The organism is Clostridium liquoris, from assembly GCF_002995785.1.
Classification (GTDB): domain Bacteria; phylum Bacillota; class Clostridia; order Clostridiales; family Clostridiaceae; genus Clostridium_AO; species Clostridium_AO liquoris.
Genome location: NZ_PVXO01000008.1, coordinates 39005 through 59344, shown reverse-complemented (window position 1 = coordinate 59344; position 20340 = coordinate 39005). Strand labels below are relative to the sequence as shown.

21 protein-coding genes are annotated in these 20340 nt (G+C 30.3%); 20 read left to right on the top strand and 1 reads right to left on the bottom strand.

Features of this window, described 5'->3' with window-relative positions:
• Positions 1 to 151 precede the first annotated feature (151 nt).
• The 16 genes from acpP to CLLI_RS02195 all read left to right on the top strand — a co-directional run bounded on the left by acpP (position 152) and on the right by CLLI_RS02195 (position 13794).
• Positions 152 to 385 carry an acyl carrier protein gene (gene acpP, locus CLLI_RS02270; protein ID WP_106062632.1) on the top strand — a complete coding sequence of 78 codons (234 nt, stop codon included), beginning with the start codon at positions 152 to 154 and terminating at the stop codon, positions 383 to 385.
• Positions 386 to 517: 132 nt separating this feature from the next.
• Entirely contained in the window at positions 518 to 1219 is a 702-nt protein-coding gene (gene rnc / locus CLLI_RS02265) for a ribonuclease III (RefSeq protein WP_106062631.1), read from the top strand.
• Positions 1212 to 2300 carry an elongator complex protein 3 gene (locus CLLI_RS02260; protein WP_106062630.1) on the top strand — a complete coding sequence of 363 codons (1089 nt, stop codon included), beginning with the start codon at positions 1212 to 1214 and terminating at the stop codon, positions 2298 to 2300. Before rnc ends, CLLI_RS02260 begins: the two co-directional genes overlap by 8 nt.
• A 96-nt stretch (positions 2301 to 2396) precedes the next feature.
• Positions 2397 to 2657, top strand: coding sequence for a stage V sporulation protein S (locus tag CLLI_RS02255; RefSeq protein ID WP_106062629.1), 261 nt, complete (start codon positions 2397 to 2399; stop codon positions 2655 to 2657).
• Positions 2658 to 2909: 252 nt separating this feature from the next.
• The gene (gene smc / locus CLLI_RS02250; protein ID WP_106062628.1) at positions 2910 to 6470 is read left to right on the top strand and encodes a chromosome segregation protein SMC; all 3561 of its coding nucleotides are present in this window, start codon (positions 2910 to 2912) and stop codon (positions 6468 to 6470) included.
• A 12-nt stretch (positions 6471 to 6482) separates the two neighbouring features.
• Positions 6483 to 7394, top strand: coding sequence for a signal recognition particle-docking protein FtsY (gene ftsY, locus CLLI_RS02245; protein ID WP_106062627.1), 912 nt, complete (start codon positions 6483 to 6485; stop codon positions 7392 to 7394).
• Positions 7395 to 7509: 115 nt separating this feature from the next.
• Complete coding sequence (locus CLLI_RS02240) at positions 7510 to 7857, top strand: putative DNA-binding protein (protein WP_106062626.1); 348 nt, start codon at positions 7510 to 7512, stop codon at positions 7855 to 7857.
• Positions 7858 to 7867: 10 nt separating this feature from the next.
• Complete coding sequence (gene ffh / locus CLLI_RS02235; protein ID WP_106062625.1) at positions 7868 to 9223, top strand: signal recognition particle protein; 1356 nt, start codon at positions 7868 to 7870, stop codon at positions 9221 to 9223.
• Between the two features lie 30 nt (positions 9224 to 9253).
• A complete protein-coding gene (rpsP, locus tag CLLI_RS02230) occupies positions 9254 to 9511 on the top strand; it encodes a 30S ribosomal protein S16 (protein ID WP_106062624.1) in 258 nt (85 codons plus the stop codon).
• 16 nt (positions 9512 to 9527) lie between these two features.
• Positions 9528 to 9755, top strand: a complete 228-nt coding sequence (locus CLLI_RS02225) for a KH domain-containing protein (RefSeq protein ID WP_106062623.1) — start codon at positions 9528 to 9530, stop codon at positions 9753 to 9755.
• A gap of 49 nt (positions 9756 to 9804) precedes the next feature.
• Entirely contained in the window at positions 9805 to 10299 is a 495-nt protein-coding gene (gene rimM / locus CLLI_RS02220) for a ribosome maturation factor RimM (protein ID WP_106062622.1), read from the top strand.
• Entirely contained in the window at positions 10284 to 11012 is a 729-nt protein-coding gene (trmD, locus tag CLLI_RS02215; RefSeq protein ID WP_106062621.1) for a tRNA (guanosine(37)-N1)-methyltransferase TrmD, read from the top strand. The genes rimM and trmD overlap by 16 nt, the downstream gene beginning before the upstream one ends.
• Positions 11013 to 11130: 118 nt before the next feature.
• A complete protein-coding gene (gene rplS, locus CLLI_RS02210; protein WP_106062620.1) occupies positions 11131 to 11478 on the top strand; it encodes a 50S ribosomal protein L19 in 348 nt (115 codons plus the stop codon).
• Positions 11479 to 11527: 49 nt separating this feature from the next.
• Positions 11528 to 12058, top strand: a complete 531-nt coding sequence (lepB, locus tag CLLI_RS02205; protein WP_106062619.1) for a signal peptidase I — start codon at positions 11528 to 11530, stop codon at positions 12056 to 12058.
• 22 nt (positions 12059 to 12080) lie between these two features.
• A complete protein-coding gene (ylqF, locus tag CLLI_RS02200) occupies positions 12081 to 12944 on the top strand; it encodes a ribosome biogenesis GTPase YlqF (RefSeq protein ID WP_106062618.1) in 864 nt (287 codons plus the stop codon).
• Positions 12945 to 12963: 19 nt separating this feature from the next.
• Entirely contained in the window at positions 12964 to 13794 is an 831-nt protein-coding gene (locus CLLI_RS02195; protein ID WP_106062635.1) for a ribonuclease HII, read from the top strand.
• A gap of 3 nt (positions 13795 to 13797) precedes the next feature.
• On the opposite strand, the gene CLLI_RS02190 is transcribed toward CLLI_RS02195, so the two are convergent.
• On the bottom strand, positions 13798 to 14166 hold the full coding sequence (locus CLLI_RS02190; RefSeq protein ID WP_106062617.1) for a YraN family protein: 369 nt from the start codon (positions 14164 to 14166) through the stop codon (positions 13798 to 13800).
• 158 nt (positions 14167 to 14324) lie between these two features.
• On the opposite strand from CLLI_RS02190, the gene CLLI_RS02185 reads away from it, so the two are divergent.
• From CLLI_RS02185 to codY, 4 genes are all read left to right on the top strand, one after another.
• Positions 14325 to 15830, top strand: a complete 1506-nt coding sequence (locus CLLI_RS02185; RefSeq protein ID WP_106062616.1) for a YifB family Mg chelatase-like AAA ATPase — start codon at positions 14325 to 14327, stop codon at positions 15828 to 15830.
• Between the two features lie 11 nt (positions 15831 to 15841).
• On the top strand, positions 15842 to 16930 hold the full coding sequence (gene dprA / locus CLLI_RS02180) for a DNA-processing protein DprA (protein WP_106062615.1): 1089 nt from the start codon (positions 15842 to 15844) through the stop codon (positions 16928 to 16930).
• A gap of 84 nt (positions 16931 to 17014) precedes the next feature.
• The gene (gene topA / locus CLLI_RS02175) at positions 17015 to 19117 is read left to right on the top strand and encodes a type I DNA topoisomerase (RefSeq protein WP_106062614.1); all 2103 of its coding nucleotides are present in this window, start codon (positions 17015 to 17017) and stop codon (positions 19115 to 19117) included.
• A gap of 325 nt (positions 19118 to 19442) precedes the next feature.
• Positions 19443 to 20222, top strand: a complete 780-nt coding sequence (codY, locus tag CLLI_RS02170) for a GTP-sensing pleiotropic transcriptional regulator CodY (RefSeq protein ID WP_106062613.1) — start codon at positions 19443 to 19445, stop codon at positions 20220 to 20222.
• Positions 20223 to 20340 lie beyond the last annotated feature (118 nt).

Below are 20340 nucleotides of genomic sequence, written 5' to 3'. Positions count from 1 at the left end.
CGAATATCTTAAATTATATAAGCTATTCGTACAATATAAAACTTGAAAAAACTCTGGGGTGAAGCTGATTTCTATAGAAAAATTAATGTAGAAACTTCAGTACCTTGGGAGTTTTCGAGAATACTATATAAGATTTTCAGGAGGTGAAATTATGATATTAAAAAAGATTAAAAATATAATTTCAGAACAATTGGGTGTTGACCAAGAAGAAATAACTATGGAATCATCATTTATGGATGACTTAGGGGCAGATTCACTTGATATTGTTGAATTAGTAATGGCATTAGAAACTGAGTTTGATTTAGAAATACCGGATGAAGATGCTGAAAAAATATCAACAGTAGGAGATGTAGTAGAATACATAAAAGCTCATACTGAAGGATAACAAGAAAGTCCCGTATTTTATTTTACGGGGCTTTATCTTTACAAAAAATAATAAGGTTTATTGTTGAATTTACTATGTTAATTTACATAGCAAATTGAATAATAAACTTCTTAATAAAAGGAGTCATTATATATGGAAAACAAGAGATACCGTAAAGAATTGGAATATAAATTAGGCATTGTATTTAAAGATGAATCATTATTAAATGTAGCACTTACGCATAGTTCCTATGCAAATCAAAAGAAACATGTTAAATATAATGAGAGATTAGAATTCTTAGGGGATTCAGTGTTACAGCTTGTAATTACTGAGTATTTATTTATGAATTATAAAGAGAAATCCGAGGGAGAGCTATCTAAAAAAAGAGCATTAATCGTATGTGAAAATTCCCTATTTGAAGTGGCTCAAAGATGGAAATTAGGTGAGTATATGATTATGAGCAAAGGAGAAGAGCTTACTGGAGGAAGATATAGAGCTTCTATTTTAGCAGACTGCGTGGAGGCAATAATTGCAGCTATTTATTTAGATAGAGGTATAGAAGTGGCAAAAACCTTTATTTTAGGCAATTTTAAAGGAATAATTGACAGGGCTATGAAGAATGAAATAGTACTTGACTATAAAACAAAGTTGCAGGAAAGATTACAAGAACATGGGGATATAGACATAAGATATGATCTTATTAAATTTGAAGGACCACCTCACAGAAGAAAATTCTTTATGCAGGTTCAGATAGATGATAGCATCCTTGGCAAAGGAGAGGGTTATAGCAAAAAAGAGGCCGAGCAAAATGCGGCTAAGGAAGCTATTAAAAATATGGAGGAGAAATATGAGTAAAACACATTATATAATACCTATATTTGTGCCTAATGAAGGATGCCCACATAATTGTGTATTTTGTAATCAGAGAACTATAACGGGAAATGAAGAAATAGTAGATGAAAAGTATACAAAGCATATAATTGAAAGTTACTTGAAAACTATAGATGCTGATAATTCTATAGTGGAGGTATCTTTCTTTGGAGGTACTTTTACTGCCATAGATATAAATAAGCAGAAGAAATTATTAAAAGTAGCAAAGACATATAAGGATAAGGGAGAGATTAATTTTATTAGATTATCTACTAGGCCGGATTATATAGATAAAACTATATTAGATAACCTGAAACAATATGGTGTAGATATAATAGAACTAGGAGTACAGTCCATGGATGATGAAGTGCTTTTAAAATCTGGCAGGGGGCATAGTGAGGAGGACGTATACACCGCGTCAAAACTTATAAAGGAATATGGATTTACCCTAGGACACCAAATAATGCTGGGACTTCCTGGTGATACTTTTTTAAAGGATATTGAGACTACTGAAAAGATTATATCTATGGAACCAGATATATGTAGGATATATCCTGCTTTAGTGGTTAAAAACACTCCCATGGAAATTATGTATAAGCAAGGCATATATAGTCCATATTCATTAAAGGAAGCTGTGACTATTTGCAAAATAGTATATGGGATGCTTATAGCAAATGGTATTAAGGTAATAAGGGTAGGGCTGCAGCCTACAGAGGAAATAAATGTAGGAAGGGAAGTAGTGGCTGGCCCCTTTCATCCTGCCTTTAGAGAATTAGTAGACAGTAGTATATTAAATGATATGATATATGAATTTTTTAATAGAGAAAATGCAGATAACTTATATATTGAGATAAATAGTAGAGATATTTCAAAACTCTATGCCAATAAAAAAGAATTTTTTTATGACACTGTAGGAAGATTAAAGACAAATAAGATTAATGTTATTCAAAATAATGCAATTGAATTGGGAAATGTATTATTAAAGGCAGATAAAAAATGTAGTGAAATGTCGATAGGTGAATATACTAGAAAGAAGTATAAAGAAGGATATTTTAATTTAATATAGAATAAATATATTAACTGTTAACTAATTGGTAACATTTATTAAAAATAATACAATAATAAAAATTAATATTTATGGTGTTATGGGGAGGAGTTATTTATGGAAATGTTAAAAGTATCAGCACAATCAGAACCAAAATCTGTAGCAGGTGCATTAGCAGCAGCAATTAAGGAAAAAAGTATGGCGGAAATTCAAGCTGTAGGAGCAGGAGCTGTTAATCAAGCTGTAAAAGCCATTGCAATTACCAGGGGCTTTGTGGCTCCAAATGGTATTGATCTAATTGTGGTTCCAGCCTTTTCAGAAGTAAACATAGAAGGGGAAGAAAGAACAGCAATTAAATTTATTGTAGAACCTAGATAATTTATAATGAGATACAAAATAAAAACCATGCAGCTGCATGGCTTTTATTTTTACAATTGATATTTTTAGCTATATAATATAAACTATTATGTTGTTAATATTTAAAAAATTACGAAGTACTTTTTATGGAGGGACTTAAGTTGAAAAAAAGAAAAAAAGAAAAAATTATGAGAATAATGGTGGGTGCTATTCTTTTAGCATTTATAGTTAGTCTATTGCCTATGTTATTTATCAGATAGGGAGTTGTAATATATGTATTTGAAGACTATTGAAATAAGAGGCTTTAAGTCTTTTGCAAATAAGACAGAATTACATTTTAAAAATGGTATTACAGCTATTGTAGGACCCAATGGCAGTGGAAAGAGTAATATATCTGATGCTATAAGATGGGTGCTGGGAGAACAAAGTGTAAAAAGTTTAAGGGGAGGAAAAATGGAGGATGTAATATTTGCAGGTACTCAATTTAGGAAGCCTGTAAGTTTAGCCCAAGTTTCCCTAACCTTAGATAATAGCAATTCAGAGTTGCCCATAGAATATTCGGACGTTACCATATCCAGAAGAATTTATCGTTCTGGGGATAGTGAATATTATATAAATAACACTCAATGCAGACTTAAGGATATTCAAGAGTTATTTATGGATACTGGTATAGGAAAAGAGGGCTACTCAATTATAGGACAAGGTAAAATAGAAGCTATACTTAGTGGTAAGCCAGAAGAAAGAAGAAGTATTTTGGAAGAGGCAGCTGGTATAGTTAAATTTAAAAAAAGAAAAGAGGAAGCAGAGAAAAAATTAGATAATACGGAAGTAAATTTAACCAGATTAAATGATATCTTAAGTACCTATGAAGAAAGATTAGAACCTTTAAGAATAGAAAGTGAAAAAACTAAGGAATTTTTAAATTTAAGCAATGAGTTGAAGAATAAAGAAGTTAATATAATTGTTCATTCTATAGAAAACATAGATAAGAGTATAAAAGAAATTCAAAATAATAGGGAGAATTTAAAGAAAGAAATAGCTTTTATTGAAAAAGAAGGTTCAGATTATAAGGATAAACTTAATATGTGGAATAAAAGATTGGAGGAGTTAGAACTAAAGATTTCCTCTGATAAAAAGGATTACTATGAGAAAAAAGAAGAATATAATCATATGATTGGAGAAATAAATATTTTTCAAGAGAGAATAAGTAATTTTGATAATTATATAAAAGATACTGAAAAATCCATAGAAGAATTAAAAATAAAAATTAATACCTTAAAAGGCATAAAAGATGAAGAAGAAGAAAAATTAAAGGAACAACAACTTAACCAAAAGGAATTGAATAATTCTATCAGTGGCTATGAAAAAGATGTTATTGGGCTAAGCTCATATATAGAAGATGAACTTAGCAAAATTAAAAAATACAAAGAAGATCAAATGGATTACTTAGGTAATATTTCAAATTTAAAAAATGAATTATCTCTTCTTATGAATAATATTGATGTATTAAATAAAAAATTAGATAGTATAAAATCCTCTTGTGATAGTTGTATTAATTCAATGAAAACAAATTCAAATACATCAGATGCTATTGAGAAAGAAACAAAAAAGCTGAAATTTAAGGTAAAGGAATATGAAGAGAATATTAAAAAGAATAAAAAGGAAATAGGTAATACTAACTCCTCTTTATTCAAAAAGGAAAATAAACTTAAAGAATTGAATAGCCTTCAAAATAAATTAGAGGCCAATCATCAGCTTCTTCAAAATTTAGATAAGCAATATGAAGGCTACAACAAATCTGTAAAAACATTAATGCAGCATATTCATAATAATAAAATAGAGAAGGCCTATGGGAATGCCTTTGTATTAGGTGAGATTATAGAGGTTAAAAAGGAATTTGAGACTGCTATGGAAATAGCTTTAGGTGGAGCTATTTCTGATATTATTACTTCAAATGAAGATATAGCAAAATTTCTTATAGGCTATTTAAAGTCAAATAATTTAGGAAGAGCCACATTTCTGCCCATTAATATTATAAAGTCTAGAAAAATATCCATTAAAGAAGACATTAAGAACACTCCAGGATATATAGGAATTGGCAGTGATTTACTTGCATATGATTCTAAGTTTTCTAATGCTATAGATTATGTTTTAGGAAGAACTATAATATGTAAGGATATGGATAGTGCTCTTGTAATAGCTAAAAAAATAGATTACAGATATAAGATAGTCACTCTTTTAGGCGAGGTGGTAAATGCTGGAGGCTCATTAACAGGAGGAAGCATATTTCATGGTAAAAATACCAGTATCATAGGAAGAAAAAGAGAAATAGAAGAGATTAGTGAAAAAATATTAAGTCTAAATAAGAATATAGAAAATATTTCAAAATCTATAGTCCTTGACAAGGATAATATAAAAAAATTGGATGATGAGTGTTTAAACTTAAAAGATAAAATATACTATGAGAATATTGAAATTACAAAATTACAGGAGAAACTTGGAACTATACAGGATGAAAATTTAAAGCTTAAAAGCAAGCTAAATGTGTGGGATAAGGAAATAGAAAATGTAAAAGAAGATTTAAATAATAATTTAAAGGAAAGAGATAATAAGAATAATCAATTAAATAAATTAAAATTAAATGAGGAAGATAATTCAAATAATATAGTAAGCTTGGAGAGCTTACTTGAAGGTAAACAAAAGGAAATTGATGAGCTTAGAGATAAGCTTACTGCTCAGAAGATTAAAAAGGCTCAAGTAGACGAAGTGGCCTCAAATCAATTAAAGGATCTAATTAGAATTGATAAAGAAGTAGAAGAATTGAATAAAAAATATGAAGATATGACTCACAGCATCCGTAAATCAAAAGAGGAAAAAGAAAAATGTGAGAAAAGCATTGCAAATAACAATGAGAAATGTAGTGACATTAATAAACTAGTTGAAAAGCTAGGGGAAAATTTTAAAGAGGGAGAAATCCAGATAATAAAAAATAAAGATGCTATAAAGGAAAATAAGGATAGAGTAGATGAAAATTATCTGTTAAAAAACAAAAAGGATAATGAACTTCATAAATTAGAAGTAAGCTTAGCCAAATTTGAAGCTGAAAAAGAAGGCCTTTGTAATAAGTTAAATGATGATTATAATTTTACTTATGCAGAGGGTCTAGCTTTTAAAGAGAATATAAGTAATATGACAGAATATAAAAACCATATTTTTCAATTAAAATCAAAAATAGCTTCTTTAGGTACAGTGAATGTAGGATCTATTGAAGAGTATAAAGAAATAAAAGAAAAATACACTTTTATGAATGATCAAAAAGAAGATTTAATAATGGCTAAGGGAGAATTGTTGGATTTAATATCAGAAATGACTGATAAAATGAGGTTGATATTTAATGAAAATTTTAATAAGTTAAGAAAGCTGTTTGATGAAACTTTTAAAGAATTATTTAAAGGTGGCACTGCGGATTTAATACTTTCTTCAGGGGACGAATTAAATGGAAATATTGATATTACTGTTCAACCTCCAGGTAAAAAATTACAAAATATAAATCTAATGTCTGGTGGAGAAAAGGTTTTATCAGCTATAGCATTGCTTTTCTCTATATTAAAAATGAAGCCTACTCCTTTCTGCGTATTGGATGAAATTGAAGCCGCATTAGATGATGCTAATGTAGCTAGGTATGCGGAATTTTTAAAAAAATATTCTAGTAATGTACAATTTATTGTAATTACTCATAGAAAAGGAACTATGGAAGTTAGTGATGTATTATATGGTGTAACCATGGAAGAAAAAGGTGTATCAAAAATAATTTCAGTGGATTTAACAAGTTAAGGAGTGATATATATGTTTGATGTTTTTTTTGATAAGTTAAAACAAGGGCTGACAAAAACAAAAGGTAATTTTACAGATAAGATAAGTGAAATGCTGAATTTATATGTAAATATTGATGATGATCTTTATGAAGAATTGGAGGAAATATTAATAACCTCTGATATAGGTGTGGAAACATCTTTAGAGATAATTGAAAAATTAAAGGAAAAGATAAAAGAAAAAAAGGTGAAGGATGCTGCACAGGTTAAACCTTGCTTAAAAGAAGTACTAATAGATATGTTGGGAACAGAAAAAGGTTCTATAGCTCCTGAAAAAACACCAGAAATAATTTTAGTAGTGGGAGTAAATGGAGTGGGTAAAACCACATCCATAGGCAAAATCTCTGCAAAGTTAAAGAAGGATGGTTATAAGGTTTTGATGGCTGCAGCTGATACTTTTAGAGCAGCTGCAATAGATCAATTAGAAGTATGGAGCGAAAGAGCCAATGTGGATTTAATTAAACATCAAGAGGGATCTGATCCCGCAGCAGTAGTTTTTGATGCTATTCAGGCTGCAAAGGCCAGGGGAACAGATGTGCTTATTTGTGATACTGCAGGAAGATTACACAACAAAAAGAATTTAATGGATGAATTGGGCAAAATAAATAGAATAATAGAGAGAGAATATAGCGAAGCTACAAAGCATACTTATTTAGTGCTTGATGCTACCACAGGACAAAATGCAGTTCAGCAGGCAAAACAATTTATGGAAGTGTGCAAAGTGGATGGTATTATACTGACAAAGTTAGATGGCACTGCAAAGGGCGGGATTGTAATATCTATAAAGCATGGATTGAATATTCCTGTTAAGTTAGTAGGAGTAGGTGAAGGCATAGATGATCTTCAGGAGTTTGACCCTGAAGAATTTGTAGAGGCTCTTTTCTAAAAAATTAAGCTGTTAAGTAAAAATACTTGACAGCCCTTTATATATTTGATATTATATAATTCGTCAGTAGATAAAGAAAAGAGAGTGAGTATGCAGGAATTGTTCTGCAGATCCCATGGAAGAAAGAATTGAGATTTCAATATTATTGGATTTTTATGGAACACTTTTAACAGAAAAGCAAAAATATATAATGAATTTATATTATAATGAAGACTTTTCATTAGCGGAAATAGCTGAACATACTAATACTAGCAGGCAGGCAATTTATGACTTAACAAAAAGATGTAATAAACTGTTATTTGAGTATGAAGATAAGTTAAAGCTTATGGAAAAGAATAATAAGATACAAAAGTTTAAAGAATATGCATTAAATAAGATGCAGTGCTTAGAAGAAAGTTGTAAAGATGAAAATTGTTTAAATATAGTTAGTGATTTAAAAAATGAATTAATTAATAATTTTTAGGAGGATAACTATGGCTTTTGAAGGATTAACCTCTAAGCTGCAAGAAACCCTTAAAAAACTTAAAGGAAAAGGCAAACTTTCAGAAAAAGATATTAAAGAAGCTATGAGAGAAGTGAAACTGGCACTTTTAGAAGCTGATGTAAACTTTAAGATAGTTAAGGAGTTTATAAAAAATGTAAGTGAAAAGTGCACTGGTAAAGAGGTTCTAGAAAGTCTTACTCCAGCACAACAAGTTATTAAGATAGTTAATGAGGAACTTGTACAGTTAATGGGAAGTAAGGAAAGTGAAATAAATTTTGCTCAGAATGGCATAACAGTTATAATGTTAGTTGGCCTTCAGGGAGCAGGAAAAACAACCATGGCAGGAAAATTAGCCTTACAGCTTAGAAAGAAAAATAAAAGACCTTTACTTGTAGCCTGTGATGTTTACAGACCTGCTGCTATAAAGCAATTACAGGTAGTTGGGAATCAAATTGAAATACCTGTATTTAGTTTAGGTGATAAGGTAAATCCTGTGGATATTTCAAAGGCTGCTATTAAACATGCAAAGGATAATGACAATAATGTAGTAATAATAGATACAGCGGGAAGACTTCATATAGATGAAGAGCTGATGAATGAATTGATAAACATAAAAAATAGTGTAAATCCCAATGAAATACTGTTAGTTGTGGATTCTATGACAGGACAAGATGCAGTGAATGTGGCAGAAAGCTTCAATTCACAACTTGATATTACTGGAGTTATATTGACAAAATTAGACGGTGATACAAGGGGTGGAGCTGCATTATCAATAAAAGCTATGACTGGAAAGCCAATAAAGTTTGCCGGTATAGGGGAAAAGATGAATGATTTCGAAGTTTTCCATCCAGACAGAATGGCTTCTAGAATACTTGGCATGGGAGATGTGCTTACCCTTATAGAAAAAGCACAACAAGCCATTGATGAAAAGGAAGCAGAAAAACTTGGCTCCCGTATGATGAATCAAGAATTTAACTTTGAAGATTTCCTGGCAGCCATGCAGCAAATGAAAAAGTTAGGCCCATTAAATAAGGTTATGGAAATGCTTCCTGGAGTTAATTCAAAGGAGCTTCAAGGTGTTGATTTAAGTCAAAGTGAAAAAGAATTGGGAAGAATTGAAGCAATAATTAATTCCATGACATTAAAGGAACGAAAAAATTCAACTTTAGTAAGCAGCTCTCCTTCAAGAAAGAAGAGAATTGCTAATGGTTCAGGAACAAGCATACAGCAGGTTAACAAAGTTTTAAAAGATTTTGAAGCAATGAAAAAAATGATGAAACAGATGAAGGGTATGCAAAAGAACTTCTCAAAGAAAAAAGGTTTATTTGGTAAATTACCATTTTAATACACATGATTTTTAAAGGAGGTGAAAATAATGGCAGTAAAGATAAGATTAAGAAGAATGGGTGCTAAAAAAGCTCCTTTCTACAGAATAATAGTAGCAGATTCAAGATCTCCAAGAGACGGAAGATTCATTGATGAAATAGGTTACTACAACCCAACAACTGAACCAACTACAATTAAAATCGATGAAGAAAAGGCAGCTACTTGGGTAAAAAATGGTGCTCAACCTACAGATATAGTTAAAAAGCTTTTTGTAAAAACTGGATTAAATGAAAAGCTTGCTAAATAATTTGGGGGTGTAGTACATGAAAGAATTAGTGGAAATTATAGCTAAATCGCTAGTGGATAACCCAGATATGGTTCAAGTTAATGAAATTGCTGGGGAGCAATCCATTATACTTGAATTAAAGGTTGCGTCAGAAGACATGGGAAAAGTAATTGGAAAACAGGGAAGAATAGCAAAAGCTATCAGAACTGTAGTAAAGGCAGCAGCAATCAAAGAAAATAAGAGAGTTGTTGTGGAAATAATATAAGAGAAGAGTTAGGCTCAGCCTAACTCTTTTTTGAAAAGGAGAATTAATAATGAATGAATTTTTAACTATAGGACAGATTATTAATACCCATGGACTAAAAGGTGAACTTAAAATACATTCATTAACTGATGACATAAGAAGATTTAGACAACTAAAGAAGGTATATATTGATGGTGAGGAAAGAATTATTAGTTGGTGTAAACTCCAAAATGATAAAGTAATTCTTAAAATAGAAGGAATAGATTCCATAGAAGCAGCTATGAAATATAGAAATAAATATTTAGAGGTATCCAGAGAAGATGCGGTAAAACTTCCAGAAGGAAGATACTTTATAGCCGATTTAATAGGCTGTACGGTTTTTGACGAAACCGGTGAAGAAATAGGGAAACTGTATGATGTAATACAAACAAAAAATAATGATGTGTACTGTGTTAAGGGAGAAAAAGAGATATTAATTCCAGTATTAAAAACTATTGTAATCAGCGTTAATATAGAAGAAAGAAAAATAGTAATAAAGCCGGTAAAACAATGGATGTTAGAATAGATATTCTTACTCTTTTTCCCGAAATGTTTGATATATTTAACTACAGTATTATTGGCAGAGCTATAAAAAAGAATATAATACATATTAATACAGTTGATATTAGAGATTTTACCTTAGATAAACATAGGAAGGTAGATGACTATCCATATGGTGGAGGCGCTGGTATGGTAATGGCAGCCCAACCTATTGTAGATGCAATAGAACATGTTAAGAAGAATAACAATGGCAAGGTAATCTTTTTAGGACCTAGAGGAAAGACATTTAATCAAGAAATAGCTAAAGAACTGTCTAAAGAAGAACATCTAATTTTTTTATGTGGACATTATGAAGGAATAGATGAAAGAGCATATAAACAAATTGATTTAGAAATATCTTTAGGAGATTTTGTTCTAACTGGGGGAGAGATGGCCTGTATACCAGTTATAGATAGTATATGTAGGCTTATTCCTGGAGTTTTGGGGAAAAGTGAAAGTTTTATGGAAGAATCCTTTTATAAAGGAGTTTTAGAATATCCCCAATATACAAGGCCAGAAGATTTCAGGGGAGATAAAGTGCCAGAAGTACTTATATCTGGGCATCATGAAAACATAAGAAAGTGGAGAAGAATGCAATCTTTAAGCATCACCATGGAAAGACGACCAGATCTATTTCAAAGGTTAAATTTAAGCCAAGAAGATAAGAAATTATTGAAAGAAATTAATAAAAAATTGTAAGTTGTATATTGAAAAATATATATACATATGATAGAATTAATTTCGTGCTAGTACGCGCGTTCCTCTGTCACTGCTTATGGGGCATGAACGTGAAAAAAGATGAGGAGGGAATGCACAAATGTTAGATGTAATTAAAGCTATAGAAGCAGAACAAATTAGAACAGATTTACCAGATTTCAATGTTGGTGATACTCTTAAGGTTTATGTAAGAATCAAAGAAGGAACAAGAGAAAGAGTTCAGATGTTCGAAGGAGTAGTTATAAAAAGACAAAATGGCGGACTAAGAGAAACATTTACTGTAAGAAGAGTAGCTTTAGGTGTAGGTGTTGAAAGAACATTCCCAGTGAATGCTCCAACAATTGAAAAGATTGAGGTAGCAAGAAGAGGTAAAGTAAGAAGAGCTAAGTTATTCTATTTAAGAGATAGAGTAGGTAAAGCTGCAAAAGTTAAAGAAATATTAAGATAAAAATGGGGCTTTTATAGTCCCTTTTTTGTATATTGGGATGGTGATTATATTGGTAAAAGAATTAATAGAATTAGGTAAATCAATTCTTATTGCAATTGTAGCAGCATTTTTGATTATAACATTTGTTTTTGAAACTGTTAGTGTTGATGGACTTTCTATGTATCCAACACTTCACAATAAGGATAGATTAATTGTAGAAAAAGTTTCCTACTATTTTAGAAAACCAACTCCTGGAGAAATTGTAGTAATAAAATATCCTGCAGACCCTAGAGAAAAGTTTATAAAAAGGGTAATTGCTGTAGAAGGAGATAAGGTTAAAGTAGAAGATAATAAAGTATATGTTAACAATAAACCACTAGATGAAAATTATATATTTGAACAAAGGATGCAGGATTTTAATGAAGTAACAGTACCAGAGAATACTATATTTGTTATGGGAGATAATAGAAATAACAGTTTAGATAGTAGAGATCCGAGAGTAGGCTTTGTTAATTATAATATGGTAGTGGGAAGGGCTGCACTTAGAATATATCCATTTGATAGAGCAGGAAGACTTAATGCAGCATTACAAAATAGATAACCATTAGAAAGGGTAGATAATTATGGCAATAAATTGGTTTCCAGGTCACATGGCAAAAACAAGACGAGAGATAAAGGAAAACTTAAAGTTAGTAGATGCAGTAATAGAAATAAGAGATGCAAGAATTGTAAAGTCCAGTGCTAATCCAGAAATAGAAGAAATATGTGCTGGAAAACCAAGGATAATCTTATTGAATAAAAGTGATCTTAGTGAAAAACCCATTACCAATCAATGGATAAGGTATTTAACAAAGGAAAATATAAAGGTTTTATCTGTTAACTGTGTAAATGGTGATGGTATAAAAAACATAAAGCCAGTTTTAGATGAATTATTAAAAGAAAAACATGAAAGATTAAAAAATAAGGGATTAGTAAAAATTACTGATAGAGTGATGGTAGTTGGAATTCCTAATGTAGGAAAGTCATCTTTTATAAATAAAATGGCAAAAAATAATATTGCTAAAATTGGAGATAGGCCAGGAGTAACAAAGAGTAAACAATGGATAAAGACTAAAATAGGTATTGAGCTTATGGATACTCCTGGTGTGTTATGGCCTAAGTTTGAGGATGAAACTGTTGGATTAAATTTAGCCTTTACAGGAGCTATAAAGGATGAGATTATGGATATAGAGACTTTAGCTTTAAGGCTTATAGAAAGATTACAAAATGATTATGCTGAAAAATTAAAAGAAAGATATAAACTTACAGAACTAGATGAAAATCCACTTGTGAATATGGATAACATAGCCAGAAAAAGAGGCGCTGTAATATCAGGTGGAGAAATAGACTACAATAGGGTTGCTATTATGCTTATGGACGAATTTAGAGGGGGAAAGTTAGGTAAAATATCCCTTGAAAGGCCAATATCTATTAATGATGCTGAATAAAGAGAATGGAGCATTGCAAATGAGCTTAGAAATATTTAAGGATAATACACAATTATCTGATATGAAGTTTTCGGATATTAAGGATATTATTCTTGCCTTAGAAAAAGAATATTCTATTGAAAATAAGGATTATTTACTTAATATAGGAAGTATTTTAAAAAAAGATAAAAGAAAAACTGTGCAAAATTTATCAGATAGAATTTTAAGATTTATAAAAAAAAATGAAGAAGAAATAAATAGAGTTATGGATATGTATAATTTCGATAAATCCTTTGGGAAGTATACTTACATAGCTGGAGTAGATGAGGTAGGAAGAGGTCCTTTAGCTGGGCCTATAGTGGCTGCCTCTGTGGTGCTAAATTTAAATTATAATAGCGATAAGGATTTAATACTTGGAATAAAGGATTCAAAAAAACTTTCAGCTAAATCCAGGGAAGAATTATCAGAAATAATTAAGGATAGGGCCTTATATTATAATATTGCAGAGATAGATAATGATCTAATTGATTCTAGGGGCATAGGCTGGTGCAATAATGAAGTTTTAAAGATGGCTGCAATTGATTTGGCTATAAAGCCTGAAATAGTGTTATCCGATGGGTATGCTGTAAAAAATATAGGTTTGAAAAATGAGTTTATTATAAAAGGCGATAACAAAAGTGCCTCTATAGCAAGTGCTTCAATTATAGCAAAGGTATATAGAGATAAAAAAATGAAAGGATATTCAAAAAAATATCCTTATTATGGTTTCGAAAAAAATGTAGGTTATGGAACCCCAGAACACATAGATGGACTAAAAAAATATGGTCCATGCCCCTTACATAGATTTAGTTTTCTTAAAAATATACTTTAACAATTATATCTGAAAGGCATCCTTAATTAGTTTGATGGAGAAATCATCATTTTTATGATTTAATACTATCTCTATTACATCAAATCTAAAATTAAACTTATGAAGTTTCTTTTTTAAAATATACATTTCAGCAGTTTTATATATTTTATACTGTTTTACGAAGTTAACTGCTTCTCCAGGGGTGCCGTATAAATTCCCGTACCTAGATTTTACTTCTATAAAGCTTATATATTCTCCGTCTTTTCCTATAATATCTATTTCACCCTGCTTACATCTGAAGTTTTTATCTAGTATAATATAGCCATTTTGAATTAAATAACTTTCAGCTAAACTTTCACCTAGATTTCCTACTTCCTTTTTATAGGAATGCATAAATATTCCCCTCTCATTTTAAATAAATAATAGTTAGCATATATAGTATATACTATTACCTTGTAAAATAATAGTAAAACCATAAAAGTTTTACTATATTCTCCTTTTGTTCTTATAAAAAAAATTATTTTGTCAAGAATCTAAAGGAGGTGATTTTATTGGCTATTAAAATTAATACTGCTACCTTTACAGGAATAGAGGGTGTAATGGTGAATGTAGAGGTAGATATTAGTAGAGGGTTACCTTCCTTTAATATAGTTGGTATGGGTAATATTGCGGTAAAAGAATCAAAAGAAAGGGTAAGAGCAGCTATAATAAACTCAGGTTTTCAATTTCCCATTGGAAGAATTATTGTTAATTTAGCTCCTGCTGATTTGAAAAAAGAGGGATCTTTATTTGATTTACCTATAGCAATTGGCATATTATTAGATACAAATCAAATTGGGACTGATGATGTAGAAAAGTATATTTTTATGGGGGAACTTTCTTTACTTGGAGAACTGAGGAGAAGCAAAGGGGCTCTGCCTATAGTTTTGGAAGGAGTAAAAAGGGGAATATATGATTTTATAGTTCCAATAGATAACAAAGATGAATGTTCAATAATTAAAGAAGCAAACATATATCCATTAAGTAACTTAAAAGAGGTTGCCTGCTATTTGCAATATAGGGACTTGGCCCCTTATAAAAGTAAACAAAAAATAAATAATAAAAACAAATATGCTATGGACTTTTCTGAAATTATTAGTCAAGAAAGTGCTAAAAGAGCCGTAGAAGTTGCTGCAGCAGGAAATCACAATATAATATTATTTGGACCGCCAGGCACTGGTAAAACCATGATTGCTAAAAGAATCCCAACTATATTGCCAGATATAACCTATAAAGAGGCCTTGGAATGTACTAAGATATATAGTGTTTTTGGCACTTTAAAAGAAAAAGAAGGATTGATTACAAGCCGTCCATTTATAGATCCACACCATACTATATCGAAAATAGCCCTTGTAGGAGGAGGTATAAATTTAATACCTGGGGAAATAACTTTGGCTCATAATGGAGTATTATTTTTAGATGAGATACTAGAATTTAATAAAGGTGTTCTTGAAGCTTTAAGACAGCCTTTAGAAGATAGAAAGATAAAGATAAGTAAAGTTTCTGGTACCGTTGAATACCCATGCAATTTTATGTTGGTTGGTGCTTTAAATCCTTGTCATTGCAGCAAAATACCATGTGAATGCTCAGAACAGGACAAAAAAAGATATATTAATAAATTGTCAGGACCACTTTTAGATAGAATGGATATTTATACTTCTGTTGGAAAACTGGAGTATAACAATATAAAATCAAGTAAAAGGGGAGAAAGTTCTAAGAGTATAAAGAAAAGAATTAACTTTGCAAGAAACATTCAAAAGGAAAGATTTAAAGATTATCACATATTGACCAATGGTGAAATGAATGGAAGTATGATAATAAATTACTGTAAGTTAACAAGTAAAGCTACAGGGTTTATGGAGAAAGTTTATGATAAGTTTCATTTCAGCACTAGGGTTTATACAAGAATATTAAAGGTTTCAAGAACAATTGCAGATTTAGAGGGAAGAGAAGAAATAGAAGAAGCTGACTTAATTGAGGCTATTCAATATAGAAGGTTTCTGAATAATATAGTTTAAGGAGAATTGCTGTGAATAATTATGATATATGGTTTTCCATGGTAAAGCTTTCTTATAAAATAAAATTAGAGTTGTTAAAGAAATTAAAAAATACTGAGGCTATTTGGTATTATTCTATGACAAAAAGCACATATATTAATGAAGAAATAGGAGAAGATAAATTAAAAGCTTTATTAAAAAGTTTTTGGAATGTAGAAAAGATAAATAGTATAAAAAGCATAATGGAAAGGGAAAATATAGCTATGATAACCTACAATGATAAGTTATATCCTGAGAATCTTAGAAATTATGAGGATTCTCCTGCTATACTATTTTATAAAGGTAATTTAGAGAAGTTAAATAAAAATAAATCTGTAGCTATAGTAGGTTCTAGAGGTTACAGCTATTATGGTGAAAATGTTACAAGAATAGTGGCTGCCAAATTGGCAGAGAAAAATGTAAATGTAATAAGTGGCATGGCTAAAGGTATTGATTCATTTGCTCATACTACTTCATTAAAAGAAGGCGGTTACACCTGCGCTGTGCTAGGATCAGGGGTTGACGTTATATATCCTAAAAGCAATACTTCCCTTTACCATGAGATTACAAAAAATGGATGTATAATATCTGAATTTTTGCCTGGTACCCCGCCCTATGCATATAATTTTCCCTTAAGAAACAGAATAATAAGCGGAATTAGTGATTTAGTTATCATAGTGGAAGCTTCAAATAAAAGTGGCTCATTGATAACCGCCTCTTGTGCATTAGAACAGGGGAAAGAAGTAATGGCTGTGCCAGGATCTATATTTTCGGAAAACAGTAAGGGAACAAATAAATTAATAAAAGATGGGGCATATCCTTTAACTTCAGTTGAAGATATTTTCCATATTTTAAATATTTCATATGTTCACAAAAATGAAAGAAAATATTATTTTGGCAATGCAATGGAAGAAAAAATATTTAGCATTGTAAAGTATAGCCCTATACATATAGATGATATATTGAAAGGAACTAATATTGACATTAAACAATTGTATGAGGTATTATTTGAATTGCAACTTAAAAATCAAATAACTTGCCTTTCTGGCAATTATTATGTTAGAATTGCAAATAGTGTTTAATAGATTATCAGCAATGTTAATCAAAATAAAAAATAAACTATCATATAGGGGGTGTAACTCTGATATTTTTTATCGGAGAATAAGATGGGACAAAAACTTGTTATTGTGGAATCACCAGCAAAAGCAAAAACTATAGGAAAATATTTAGGTAAAAATTATGTAGTAGAAGCATCTATGGGTCATGTAAGAGATCTTCCTAAGAGTCAATTAGGTGTTGACATAGATAATAACTATACACCAAAGTATATTACTATAAGAGGTAAGGGAGAATTACTGGAAAAGATAAAAAAAGAAGCAAAGAAATGTGACGAAGTTTATCTGGCAACTGACCCTGATAGAGAGGGCGAAGCAATATCCTGGCATCTTTCCAAGGCATTGAAATTGGATGAAAAAAAGAAATGTAGAATAGAATTTCATGAAATAACTAAAAGTGCTATAAAAAGTGCTATAAAGGAGCCTAGAGAAATAGATATAGATTTAGTTAATGCCCAGCAAGCTAGAAGGGTATTAGATAGATTAGTTGGTTATGAGATAAGCCCTATATTGTGGAAAAAGGTAAAGTGGGGATTAAGTGCAGGAAGGGTTCAGTCTGTGGCTTTAAAAATGATATGCGATAGGGAAAGAGATATTGAGAAATTTATTCCTAAAGAATACTGGACTATAGAATGTAATCTTCATAAAGAAAGAAATAAGAGCAGTTTTCTTGTTAAATTATCATCTAAAGGAAAGAAAAAAATTGAAATAAATAGTAATGAGGAAAGTAATTCTATAATAGGGGAAATAGAAAAAGGGGAATTCATTGTAAAGAATGTGAAAAGATCACAGAAGACTAAAAACCCTCTACCTCCTTTTACCACAAGTACTTTACAACAGGATGCTTATAAAAAAATAAATTTTTCAACTAAAAGAACTATGTCCATAGCTCAACAATTATATGAGGGAGTTGATGTAAAGGGACATGGAACCATTGGATTAATAACTTATATGAGAACAGACTCTGTAAGAATCTCAAAAGAAGCTCAGGGAACTGCAGGCAAATTTTTAGCAGATAGATTTGGTGAACAGTATATTCCTAAAGTACCAAAGGAATTTAAAAGTAAGAAGAATATTCAAGATGCACATGAAGCAATTAGACCAACTAATGTGGAGATTACTCCAGAGGTAGCAAAGGAAAGCCTAAGCAATGAACAATATAAATTATATTCTTTAATATGGAAGAGATTTATGGCTAGCCAAATGTCACCTTGTGTATTAAATATTACTACCATAGAAATAATAAATGGTGAATATGGATTTAAAGCTACAGGTTCAGCTATAGACTTTGATGGATTTATGAAGGTATATGAATATTCTATAGAAGAAGAAAAAGAAGTTGTAAATTTGCCACAGTTAGAAATAGGTGAAAAATTAATTAAAAAATCCATAGAAGGGAAACAGCATTTTACACAGCCTCCAGCAAGATTTTCTGAAGCTTCATTAGTTAAAACCTTAGAAGAAAATGGTATAGGAAGGCCAAGTACTTATGCTCCTATAATTTCTACATTATTAGAAAGAAAATATATTGAGAGAGAAAAAAGGACATTAAAAACCACTGAATTAGGTTTTATAGTAAATGATATATTATCTGATTATTTTAAACCTATTGTAGATGTAGAATTTACTGCAGAAATGGAAAATAAATTAGATAGTGTAGAAGAGGGAAAAGAAAACTGGACTAATGTTGTGGATGAGTTTTTTAGCCCTCTTAAGGTTTTAATAGATAAAGCGGAAAAAGAAGTAGCTAAAGTAACCATAGAAGATAAAGTAACAGATGTAATCTGTGAAAAGTGTGGAAGAAATATGGTTATAAAACATGGTAGGTTTGGAGATTTTTTAGCATGCCCTGGCTATCCAGATTGTAAAAATACAAAACCTATTGTGGAAGAAATTGATGTTAAATGTCCAAAGTGCGGTGGGAACATATTAGTAAAGAAAAGTAAAAAGGGAAGAAAATTTTATGGCTGTAGTAATTACCCAAATTGTGATTTTGTAAGCTGGTTTGAACCGGTTAAAGATAAGTGTGCTTTATGCGGAAGTCATATGGTGAAAAAATATAACAAAGTAAAAGGAAATTACTTTGAGTGCGTAGATGCAGATTGTAAGAATAAGGTATATCAAAATGACACAAATTCATCGAGTGATTCTTAAAGAGGGTAGCCATGTGATAAAAATTAATATTGTTTAACAGAAATATAGTGTAGATAGCAATTAAAATATATTATTATGTCGAAATTATATAATAAAATAATAAATATAGCATAACATGGTTGTATTTTGTTATATGGTATGTTATTATTATTAATGTCAAAAGAACAATTCTAAATATTAAAAAAAATCACAATTATTTAACAAATACTATATAAAATATTATATTTATGATATAATAATATTAAAAATATGTGATAAACATTTTTGTAAATAGCTGCAGTTAAAATAATATAGTGGTTTATAAAATAGAGGAGGAATACATAAAATGTCATCACTTTTAAATAAGACAAGAAGATTAAATAAGATACTTCAGAAATCAGGAACAGAACCAGTTGTTTTTGACGATATATGCAAACTATTAAGCGATGTTTTAACATGCAATGTTTATATTTTAAGCAAAAAAGGTAAGATTCTTGGTTATGACTTTTCCACAGGATTTGAATGCGATGTAGTAAAAGAAAAAGTAATTCCAGAAATGAGATTTCCAGAGTTCTACAATAATAAGCTGCTAAATATTCATGAAACCTTAGCTAATTTAACTAACAATGGAAAATGTGTTTTTGAGGAAGATGGAGAAAAATGTGGAATAGACAATAAGCTTACCACAATTGTGCCTATAAATGGTAATAGGGAAAGATTAGGCACTTTATTAATTGCTAGGTTTGATGATCCTTTCACAGATGATGATATTGTACTAGGTGAGTATAGTGCTACTATTATTGGACTTGAAATTCTTAGAGCAAAACATGATGAAATAGAGGAAGAGGCAAGAAAGAAAGCAGTAGTACAACTTGCTATAGGAACTCTTTCATATTCTGAATTAGAAGCTGTTGAACATATATTTAGCGAATTAGATGGAAACGAAGGACTTTTAGTTGCTTCAAAAATAGCTGATAAGGTCGGAATAACAAGATCAGTAATTGTCAATGCTTTAAGAAAGTTTGAAAGTGCAGGAGTTATTGAATCTAGATCACTAGGCATGAAGGGTACTCATATAAAAATTCTTAATGATAAATTACTAGACGAATTAAAGAAAATAAAGTAATATAAAAAACAGGATGTGAAAGCATCCTGTTTTTTAATGAATAGCCAAGAAGAAATAGTGGATAATAAATAAAAGCTTTTTAGTTGAGTTATATAAAATTTAAAAATTATTATTGAAC